Origin of the sequence: Kitasatospora sp. NPDC056783 (assembly GCF_042789895.1) — a bacterium.
Taxonomy (GTDB): Bacteria; Actinomycetota; Actinomycetes; order Streptomycetales; family Streptomycetaceae; genus Kitasatospora.
In genome coordinates this window covers 1-9,901 of the sequence record NZ_JBHUAF010000324.1, presented here as the reverse complement: position 1 = coordinate 9,901, position 9,901 = coordinate 1, and the positions used below count along the sequence as shown (strand labels likewise).

Below are 9,901 nucleotides of genomic sequence, written 5' to 3'. Positions count from 1 at the left end.
GGCCCGGCCCTTGCCCGTATCGCGTCAGTCGAGCGTCTTCAGCACCGACGGGTCGTACGGGACGGCGCCCGCCAGCCCTCCGCCGAGCGCCCGCTCCGCCCAGTCGGGGTTGGCCAGCAGCGGCCGGCCGACCGCGACCAGGTCGAACTCGTCGCGCTCCAGGCGCTCGACCAGCTCCTCGATGCCGGTCACCCCGGCAGCCCGGGTGAGGCCCTGGGTGAACTCGCCCTCGCCGTACTGGCGGTCCAGCCCGACCGAGCCGACCGTCACGGCCGGCTTCCCGGTGAGTTTGCGCGTCCAGCCCGCCAGGTTGAGCGCGCTGCCCTCGAACTCGGGCTGCCAGTAGCGCCGGGTGGAGGCGTGGAAGGCGTCCACGCCCGCCTCGGACAGCGGGGTCAGCAACTGCTCCAGCTCCTGCGGGTTCTGCGCGATGCGGGCCTCGTAGTGGTCGACCTTCCACTGGGACAGCCGGAAGAAGACCGGGAACCCCGGGCTGACCGCCGCCCGGACGGCCCGCACGATCTCGGCCGCGAACCGGGCCCGGGAGGCCGGGTCGCCGCCGTAGCCGTCTGTGCGCCGGTTGGTGCCGCTCCACAGGAAGTCGTCGATCAGGTAGCCGTGCGCGCCGTGGAGTTCGACGCCGTCGAAGCCGATCCGCTCGGCGTCCGCGGCGCCCCGGGCGAAGCCGGCCACGGTCTCGTCGATGTCCCGCTGGCTCATCGCCCGGCCCAGCGGGCCGCCGTCCAGCCCGATCCCGGACGGCCCCTCGGCGGACGCCTCGGCGCCCGGGCGCTGGACCCCGGTGTGCCACAGCTGCGGGATGATCCGGCCGCCGGCCGCGTGCACCAGCTCCACCACCCGGGCCCAGCCCGCCAGGGCCGCCTCGCCGTGGAAGTGCGGCACCCCGTCGAAGGCGGAGGCGGCGGTGCGGTCGATGTAGGTGCCCTCGGTGACGATCAGCCCCACCTGGTGGGCCGCGCGCCGGGCGTAGTACTCCGCGACGTCGGGGCCCGGCACCCCTCCCGGGGACTTCATCCTGGTCATCGGGGCCATCACGATCCGGTTCGGGACCGTCAGATCGCCCACGGTGAACGGTTCCGCCAAACAGGCCATTGTTCCTCCCGATTTCACCGGTCGATTCCGGCTCGTCGAATACGGAACATTATCGGCGGCGGCGTTCCTTTCGTCCAGCGTGGACCGCCCCACGAAATTCCGGCACGGCACCGCGCCCCGCCCCGCCCCGAACCGTGCCGAACTGCACCGCACGAGGCGATGCACCGCATCGACACAATCGTCTTGACCATGCGGAAGCCTCTCGTCGATAGTGGTCGACAGTGGCTCCGCGCCGCCCCTTCGATTCCGCGAGTGAATATCGCGAATAAGCGCCGAAAGCTCCGGAAAGCGCCGCGGACAGATTATCCGACCCAGGGGAAGGCGGCGGAACCGAGTGGACCGGGAATTGGCCGGAAAGCGCGCGGTGGTCACCGGCGGAAGCCGCGGCATCGGCGCCGCCGTCGCGCGGAAGCTGCTGGAGTCCGGCGCCACCGTCGTCACCACCGCGCGCAAGCCGACCGGGGACACCCCACCGGGGAGCACCTTCGTGCCGTCCGACCTCGGCACCGCGGCCGGTGTCCGCGAGTTCGCCGACACCGCGCTCGGCCTCCTCGGCGGCGTCGACATCGTGGTCAACAACGCCGGCGGCTGCCGGTCCTTCCAGAGCGCGCTGGACATCGAGAAGGACTGGCAGTACACCGTGGACATCAATTTCCTGGCCGCGGTCCGGCTCAATTCCGCGCTGGTGCCCGCGATGCGCTCCGGCGGGGGCGGCGTGATCGTCCACATGTCCTCGATCGCCACCGTCTCGTCCTATCCGGTGATCCTGCACTACGCCGCCGCGAAGGCCGCCCTGGAGGTCTACCACAAGGGCCTGGCGACGGAACTGGCGCCGGACGGCATCCGGGTGGTCGCGCTTTCCCCCGGAAACGTCGGGACCCCGGGCGCGGACGAGGCCAGGGACGGGATCGCCGACTACCTCGGCACGACGGATTCGGCGGACTGGGCCGAGGGAATCCCGCTCGGCCGGATCGGGCGGGCCGACGACATCGCCGAGGCCGTCGGGTTCCTGGTCTCCCCGCGCGCCTCCTGGATCACCGGCAGCAACCTCGTCATCGACGGCGGGCGGCTCGCGGCACTGTGACCGCCCCCGGGACCGGAAGGACTGACACCATGACCGCCACGGACGACGGGCCCCGGGCCTATCCGTTCGGCCCCACGCACCGGCTCGACATCGACCCGGAGCTGGCCGCCGTCTGCGGCCGGCAGCCCGTCCTGAGGGTCCGGCTGCCGTTCGGCGGGGACGGCTGGCTGGTCACCCGCCACGCCGACGTCCGCACCGTACTGGCCGACCCCCGGTTCAGCCGGGCCGAGGCCGTGGGCGACCACGTGCCCCGCACCGTCTCGGCCGGGCTCCCCCGCACGTCGATGCTGAGCATGGACCCGCCCGACCACACCCGGCTCCGGCGCCGGGTGGCCAACCCGTTCACCGTCCGCCGGGTCGAGGCGATGCGGCCGCGTGCCCAGGAGATCGTCGACGACCTGCTGGACGCCATGATCGACTCGGGCTCGCCGGCCGACCTCACCACGTCGCTGACCTGGCCGCTCCCGGTCACGATGATCTGTGAGCTCCTCGGGGTGCCGGTCTCCGACCGCGACCGCTTCAACTCCTGGGTGGACGGCCTGCTGACGCTCTCCGACCCCGAGCTGTCCGACCGCGACCGGGGCCACCTCAACGACTACCTGGCCGGCCTGATCGCCGAGCGGCGCGCCCACCCCACCTCCGACCTGCTCGGCGAACTCGCCTCCGTCGAGGACGAGGAGAGCCGGCTCACCGACGAGGAGTTGGTCAGCCTCGGGGTCAGCCTGCTGTCCGCCGGCCAGGAGGCCACCGCCAACCAGATCGGCAACTTCGTCTACACCCTGCTCGCCCAGCCGGAGCTGTGGCGGCAGCTGGTGGCCGACCCCGGCCTGATCCCCGACGCCGTGGAGGAGCTCTCCCGCATCGTGCCGATCAGCGCGACCGCCGGGTTCACCCGGATCGCGCTGGAGGACGTGGAGCTCGGCGGCCAGACGATCCGGGCGGGCGACGCGGTGGTCGCCGAACTCGGGCTGGCCAACCGCGATCCGGAGGTGTTCGAAGATCCCCACCTGATCGACTTCCACCGCACCGCCGCCCCGCACGTCACCTTCGGCCACGGCATCCACCACTGCCTGGGCGCCCAGCTCGCCAGGATGGAGCTGCGCACCGCGATCGAGTCCCTGGTCCGCCGGCTACCGAACCTGCGCCTGGCCGTCGCGCCCGAGCGGATCGACTGGCGGATGGAGCGCCTCATCCGCGGGGCCGAGGCCCTGCCGGTCGCCTGGTGACGCCCACCCCCGCCCGGCCGGACCGGCGAGGCCCGGACGGCACGGGCCGGCCGGTCGGCACGGGCCAGTCGGTCGGCACCGGCCAGTCGGAGGCCGTCCGGGCCGCGCTCGCCGATCCGGCGACGAGTCCCGCCGAGATCATGGCCACCGTCATGGAGTCCTACGGAGACCGGCCCGCCCTCGGCGAACGCGCCCGCGACCGGGCGACCGGGCAGCTGCTGCCGAGCTTCGAGACCATCAGCTACCGGGAGTTGTGGGCACGGGTACGGTCACTGGCCGCCGCCTGGACGCACGAGAGGGGATACCGGCCGGCCCCTGGCGACCGGGTCTGCACGCTCGGCTTCAGCAGCACCGACTACGCCGTCCTCGACCTCGCCTGCGTCCACCTGGGCCTGGTCTCGGTGCCCCTGCACGCCAGCGCGCCGCTCGCCCAGCTGGCGCCGATCGTCGAGGAGACCGAGCCGTTCGTCCTCGCGACCAGCCTGGAACGGCTGGACACCGCCCTCGCCCTGGCACTCGCCCAGCCGTCCGTCCGCCGCCTGGTCGTGTTCGACCAGCACCCCGAACTCCCCGACCACCGCGAAGCGTTCGAGGACGCCGGGCGGCGACTGGCCGAGGCCGGCGCCACCGTCACCCTCGACACGCTCACGGCGGCCGTCGAACGCGGCGCCCTGCTGCCGCTCCCCCCGCTGCACACCCCCTCCCCGGGCGAGGACCCGCTCGCCCTGCTGCTCTACACCTCCGGCAGCACCGGCAGCCCGAAGGGCGCGATGTACCCGCAGCGGCTGGCCCGCAACGCCTGGTGGGGATTCGTCTACGGGCCCGCCGACGTGCCGTCGGTCGTGGTCCACTACATGCCGCAGAGCCACAACGCCGGCCGGATGTCGCTCCTGGGCACGCTGGCCCGGGGCGGCCTGGGCTGCTTCACCGCCCGCAGCGACCTGTCCTGCCTGTTCGAGGACATCGCGCTGGTCCGGCCCACGGAGCTGACCATGGTCCCCCGGGTCGCCGACATGCTCTTCCAGCAGTACCGGCTGGAACTCGCCCGCTGGACGGGCGAACCCGCCGACGCGGACGCGGCGGTGAAGAAGCGGCTGCGCGAGACCTTCCTCGGCGGGCGGGTCGCCAAGGCCTTCTGCGGGACGGCCCCGCTGTCCGACGAGGTCGCCCGGTTCGTCGAGTCCTGCCTGGGCCTGCACCTGTACACCGGCTACGGCTCCACCGAGGCCGGCGGCGTGCTGCTCGACACCGTGGTGCAGCGCCCGCCGGTACTGGACTACAAGCTCGCCGACGTCCCGGAGTTGGGCTGCTACCGCACCGACCGGCCGTACCCGCGCGGGGAGTTGCTGCTGCGCACCAGCGCCGCCGTCCCCGGCTACTACCGGCGGCCCGAGCTGACGGCCACCGTCTTCGACGAGGACGGCTACTACCGCACCGGCGACATCATGGCCGAGGTCGGGCCGGACCGCCTGGTCTACGTCGGCCGCACCAAGGAGGTGCTCAAGCTCTCCCAGGGCGAGTTCGTGACCATCTCCCACGTCGAGGGCGTCCTCCTCGGCAGCCCGCTGGTCCGGCAGGTCTTCGTGTACGGCAACAGCGAGCGCTCCCACCTGCTCGCCGTGGTGGTGCCGACGCCGGACGCGATCGCCCGCTCCGAGGGCGACCCGACGGCGCTCAGGGCACTGATCGACGGTGAACTGCGGCGCACGGCACGGGAGAACGGCCTCCACCCGTACGAGGTGCCGCGCGACGTGCTGATCGAGACCGAGCCCTTCAGCCCGGCGAACGGCCTGCTCTCCGACAGCCACAAGCTGCTGCGCCCCAGGCTGGTGGAGCGCTACGGTCCGTCCCTGGAGCGGCGCTACGCCGAACTCGCCGACGAACAGGACCGGCAGCTGCGGGAGTTGCGCCGGACGGGCGCGGATCGGCCGGTCCGGGAGACGGTGGAGCGGGCGGTGAGCGCCGTCCTGGGCCGGGCCGAGACCGTCGCCGGGGCAGGCTCGGGCGTCCGGTTCACCGACCTGGGCGGGGACTCGCTCTCCGCGCTGACCTTCACCACCCTCCTCAGGGAGGTCCTGGACGTCGAGGTGCCGGTCGGCGTCGTCATCGCCCCGGCCACCGACCTGGCCGGAGTGACGGCGTACATCGAGGCCCGGCGGGCCGTCACCGCCGGCCGGCCCACCTCCGGCCGGCCCACCGCCGCCTCGGTGCACGGCGCCGGCGCCACCGAGCTGCGCGCCCGCGACCTCACCCTCGACCGGTTCCTCGACGCCCCGACCCTGGCCACCGCGACGGGCCTGCCCGGCCCCGGGGCCTCGCCCCGGACCGTGCTGCTCACGGGAGCCAACGGGTTCCTCGGGCGGTTCCTCTGCCTGGAATGGCTACGCCGCCTGGGCCCGGGCGGCGGGCGGTTGATCTGCCTGGTCCGGGGCGGCAGCCCGGCGGACGCGGCCGAGCGGCTCGCCCGTTCCTTCGGCGCCGACGGCACCGAACCAGCCCGTCTCTACCAGGAGTTGTCCGCCGGAACGCTCACCGTCCTCGCCGGGGACCTCGCCGAGCCGCGCCTCGGCCTGGACCGGGCGACCTGGCAGGGGCTGGCCGAGTCGGCGGACCAGATCGTCCACCCGGCGGCCCTGGTCAACCACGTGCTGCCGTACGGCGAGCTGTTCGGGCCGAACGTCGCGGGCACCGCCGAGGTGGTCCGGCTCGCGCTCACCGAGCGGCTCAAGCCCATCAGTTACCTGTCCACCGTGGCGGTGAGCGGCGGCGGCGGGCCGTCCGTCCTCGACGAGAACGCCGACGTCCGCGAGGCGCTCCCGCGCCGGACCATCGGCGGCGGTTACGCCGACGGGTACGCGGCCGCCAAGTGGGCCGGCGAGGTGCTGCTGCGGGAGGCGCACGAGCGGTACGGCCTGCCGGTCACCACCTTCCGCTCGGGCATGATCCTCGCGCACAGCCGCTACCCGGGGCAGCTGAACGTGCCCGACGTGCTGACCCGGCTGCTGCTCAGCCTGGTGGCCACGGGGCTCGCGCCGCGCTCCTTCCAGCGCGGCGGCGCGCCCGCACACTACGACGGCCTGCCCGTCGACTTCCTCGCCGCGGCAGTCACCGCACTGAGTTTCCAACCCCCTTGCGGCTACCGCACGTTCAACGCGTCGAACCCGCACGTGGACGGCGCCACGCTGGACACCTTCGTGGACTGGCTCGTGGAGGAGGGCCACTCGATCCGGCGCATCGACGACTACCAGGACTGGTTCAGCCGCTTCACCACTGCGGTCCGCGCCCTGCCGGAACGGCAGCGGGCCCACTCGGTCCTGCCTCTGCTGCACGCCTTCGAGCGGCCGGGCGAGGACGGGCCCGCCCCGGCACCACGGTTTCGGGACGCCGTACGGGCGGCCGGAGTTGGGCCCGATGGCGACGTTCCACGTCTTTCGCGCGCGCTGGTTGCCAAGTACGTTGGCGATCTGCGCGGCCTCGGTTTGCTCTGACTCTCGGAACGGAGACTGTCTTGGACCTCGGCGAGAAGATTGACGCGACCCTGCGGTTCATGGAGGCCGGCGACTTGGCCGGACTCCGGGCGCTGTGCACGGCGGACGCCACGGTGTGGCAGAACGACGGCGCGGGAACGCGGACGATCGAGAAGAGGTTGGAGCAGGTCGCCGAGTTCTTCTCCGGTATCGAGAGCGTGCGCTTCGAGGTGGTGCGCCGCTTCCACAAGCCCGATGAGGTGCTCCAGCAGCACATCCTGCACCTGGCGGGGCGCGACGGCTCCCGGAGCCAGGCCCACGCCACCGCGCACTTCAGGTTCGAGGGCGGGCTGATCGCCTCCGTCGAGGAGTACCTCTTCGAGATGCCCGAACCGCCGCTGACCCAGGGCCCGCATGTGGTCGCACCGCGCTCCTGAAGCACCGGATCACACCCTCGAACTGCGGTCGCGGCCGCTCGGGATACGGGCCGTACTTGCCGACCGGCAAGTACGGCCCGATGAACTCCCACTCCGCATCCGATAGTTGCGCTCGCTTCTGCCAGTGAGCAACGGCCCTTTGCGGCAGGTGCCGGGAGGCATGATCCCTCAAGGTGCTGAATCGCGCCACGCGGGGTTGAATGGAATTACCGGGTCGCGCCTGGCAGCGTCCGGTTGTGCGCGGTCGTCCAACGCCAACGACCCCAGAGCGCCGGTGCGCCCGTCGGCCTGTAGGCCGAATCGGAAAGCGTGGTTGATTATGGCAACAATCAATTTGATCAACGGCGGAGACTGGGCAGGAAGATTGCTCCCCGGGCAGGGGATGATCTGGTCGTGTGGCACCCTGGCCCCCGTCGGATCCAATGTCTCACTGTCCGTGCTCAGTCAGGCCCTGCGGACCTCCTCGTCAGCCGTGTACTCCTTGGAGCTCACCAGCTTCAGGATTGTGACGGGACCGGCCGGGATGAACCTGAACTGGGTGACCACCAACGACCACCCCACCTCGGTGATTGAATCCATCCATTTCACCTACTGCGTCATTTCGTAGCTCAAGGAGTTCAACGATGAGACTCTTTGTCGTACATGACGAGGCAGGGAACATCGACCAGGCCGTCCGGATCCCGTCGGATTCGCCGCTCCTGGTCCTGACTCCCCCAGCGGGATATTTCTACACGGAGTGCGAGCCGCCGGAAGGGCTGACCGAGGACTCCGACCTCCTCGCGTTCGTGAAGTCCTATCGACTGGACTCGTCGCGCCCCAAGGCCACGGCGGTACGCCGGGCGGACTAGTGCCTTACAACTGACCGCAAGACATACGGACCAGATCAAGACAGGCGAACGTTGCCTGATGTGACATCAGCAGGCTTCGTTGCACCGCTTGTACAACCTCAAGGTCGACCGGCGGGCCGCCCGCCGTTGCCGCCACGCCACTGACGGGTGGCCCGCCGGCCCGGCCCTAGACCGGGAACTCGGCGCCCCGGACTGCGGAGATGAAGGAGCCCCAGGCGGCGGCCGGAAAGACGAGGGCCGGGCCGCTGGGGTCCTTGGAGTCACGGACGGGGACGACGCCCGGGAGGGATCCGAGGGCCACCTCGATGCAGTCGCCGCCGTTGCCCCCGCTGTGACTGCTCTTGCGCCAGCCTGTCGGCGCGAGCTCGGTCCTCGTCATCCTTGAACCCTCTCAGTGCATCAGCGATCAGAGCAAGCGAGTCGGCTACTGGCAGTGCCGCCCCGTGCGCCAGATCATAGCTGCGGCGATGCGCCGCCACGATCGCCGGATCATCGCTGCCATGCCCGCGATGGAGGCTCTCGGAATACACCCAGGTCCGACCGTCAGGCATTTCCAGCATCGCCATGGACTTGTCGATGATGGCCTGTCGGCATCCGAACGGCGCGACCTGAATGATCACGTTCGGGAGCTCCGCCACATCCAGCAGGTGCTGCATCTGGCGCCGCATGACTCCAGGCCCGCCGTAGACCGTCCGGATGGCACTCTCATCCAGAATCACCAGCAGAAGCGGCCCATCCGGCTCCAGGAACCGAGGCTGCCTCGCCAGTCGAGCCACCGTTCGCTCCTCGATCACGTCCGGCTTTCCCGCCGCATCGCTGATCCCGAAGACGGCCTCCGCATACTCACGGCTTTGCAGCAGCCCGTGGATGACGGACAGTTGGAAGATCCGCGCGGCCACGGCCTCGCCTTCCATCTCGACATGGGTCTCGAACCAATCCGGATACTCGACCTCGGCGTTCCAATCCACCCGGCTCCAGAGCCGTTTCAGCGCCCCGCTCGTTTCGAGCAGCACATCAGCCCGCTCGACAAACTCGGGCGGCATGCGCCTCCGGCCTGCCTCATACCTTGTGATATTCGGCCTGGCGCAGTGCAGCAGATCCGCCAGCTGCTCCTGCGTGTAGCCGGCCTTCTCCCGGTAGAACCGCAGCTCTTCGCCGAACAGCCGCGCCGAACTGGCCGTCACTTCGACCCTGAGTCGCCGATGTGCCACGACAGACCCCCTGACGTACAACATGTGCCTGGTACCTGATTTCGGCCATCACCGTACCTCCGCACCCTGGACCATGGAGACCGGAACGCAATCATCTGCTTGCGCAGCGTGAAGTGCGCTCCTTCCGCACGCCCCCCTCACGCCCCCGAGGTCCCCCATGCTCACCACCCGCCGTCGTCCCCGCATGTTCGTCGCCCGTCTCGACGCCTGCCCCGAATCCGCCCCTCTGGCCCGCTACTTGCTGCGCGCCTACCTCTCCGGGCTGCCCTCCGGGGACCGCTACCGCGACACCGCCGAACTCCTCTTCAGCGAACTCTTCGCCAACGCCGTCCAGCACTCCAAGGCCCCCGACGACTGCCACATCGAGGTCCGTTTCGCCGCCGTCCACGGCCACCTGCGCATCGAAGTCCACGACGCCGACTCCACCCGCCCCACGCTCCGCACCCCCACCCCCGCCGACGAACACGGACGCGGCCTCTACCTCGTGAACGAACTCGCCGAACGCTGGGGCTGCG

10 protein-coding genes are annotated in these 9,901 nt (G+C 71.1%); 6 read left to right on the top strand and 4 right to left on the bottom strand.

Annotated elements, in window-relative coordinates; translation table 11 throughout:
• Positions 1–24: 24 nt before the first annotated feature.
• Positions 25–1,113: an NADH:flavin oxidoreductase gene (locus ACFRMQ_RS31840; protein ID WP_380734192.1), complete on the bottom strand. Its 1,089-nt coding sequence runs from the start codon at positions 1,111–1,113 to the stop codon at positions 25–27.
• A 346-nt stretch (positions 1,114–1,459) separates the two neighbouring features.
• Between ACFRMQ_RS31840 and ACFRMQ_RS31835 the strand changes: the two genes are divergently transcribed.
• Genes ACFRMQ_RS31835 through ACFRMQ_RS31820 form a run of 4 tightly spaced genes read left to right on the top strand, consistent with a single transcriptional unit; the run spans position 1,460 to position 7,327 of the window.
• Complete coding sequence (locus tag ACFRMQ_RS31835) at positions 1,460–2,197, top strand: oxidoreductase (protein WP_380734191.1); 738 nt, start codon at positions 1,460–1,462, stop codon at positions 2,195–2,197.
• A gap of 29 nt (positions 2,198–2,226) precedes the next feature.
• On the top strand, positions 2,227–3,423 hold the full coding sequence (locus ACFRMQ_RS31830; RefSeq protein WP_380734190.1) for a cytochrome P450: 1,197 nt from the start codon (positions 2,227–2,229) through the stop codon (positions 3,421–3,423).
• The gene (car, locus tag ACFRMQ_RS31825) at positions 3,420–6,911 is read left to right on the top strand and encodes a carboxylic acid reductase (protein WP_380734189.1); all 3,492 of its coding nucleotides are present in this window, start codon (positions 3,420–3,422) and stop codon (positions 6,909–6,911) included. Before ACFRMQ_RS31830 ends, car begins: the two co-directional genes overlap by 4 nt.
• Positions 6,912–6,970: 59 nt before the next feature.
• Positions 6,971–7,327, top strand: a complete 357-nt coding sequence (locus ACFRMQ_RS31820; RefSeq protein ID WP_380734193.1) for a nuclear transport factor 2 family protein — start codon at positions 6,971–6,973, stop codon at positions 7,325–7,327.
• A 444-nt stretch (positions 7,328–7,771) separates the two neighbouring features.
• Here the strand turns inward: ACFRMQ_RS31820 and ACFRMQ_RS31815 are convergent, their stop codons facing one another.
• Positions 7,772–7,906 carry a hypothetical protein gene (locus ACFRMQ_RS31815; protein WP_380734187.1) on the bottom strand — a complete coding sequence of 45 codons (135 nt, stop codon included), beginning with the start codon at positions 7,904–7,906 and terminating at the stop codon, positions 7,772–7,774.
• Positions 7,907–7,950: 44 nt separating this feature from the next.
• Here ACFRMQ_RS31815 and ACFRMQ_RS31810 point away from each other — a divergent pair, with 44 nt between their 5' ends.
• Positions 7,951–8,175 carry a hypothetical protein gene (locus tag ACFRMQ_RS31810; RefSeq protein ID WP_380734186.1) on the top strand — a complete coding sequence of 75 codons (225 nt, stop codon included), beginning with the start codon at positions 7,951–7,953 and terminating at the stop codon, positions 8,173–8,175.
• Positions 8,176–8,341: 166 nt separating this feature from the next.
• Here ACFRMQ_RS31810 and ACFRMQ_RS31805 read toward each other — a convergent pair whose 3' ends face one another.
• Positions 8,342–8,476, bottom strand: a complete 135-nt coding sequence (locus ACFRMQ_RS31805) for a DUF397 domain-containing protein (RefSeq protein ID WP_380734185.1) — start codon at positions 8,474–8,476, stop codon at positions 8,342–8,344.
• Positions 8,436–9,359, bottom strand: coding sequence for a helix-turn-helix domain-containing protein (locus ACFRMQ_RS31800; protein ID WP_380734184.1), 924 nt, complete (start codon positions 9,357–9,359; stop codon positions 8,436–8,438). Before ACFRMQ_RS31800 ends, ACFRMQ_RS31805 begins: the two co-directional genes overlap by 41 nt.
• 211 nt (positions 9,360–9,570) lie before the next feature.
• Here ACFRMQ_RS31800 and ACFRMQ_RS31795 point away from each other — a divergent pair.
• Positions 9,571–9,901 (top strand): ATP-binding protein (locus ACFRMQ_RS31795; RefSeq protein ID WP_380734183.1); only part of this gene is annotated, 331 nt, incomplete at its 3' end.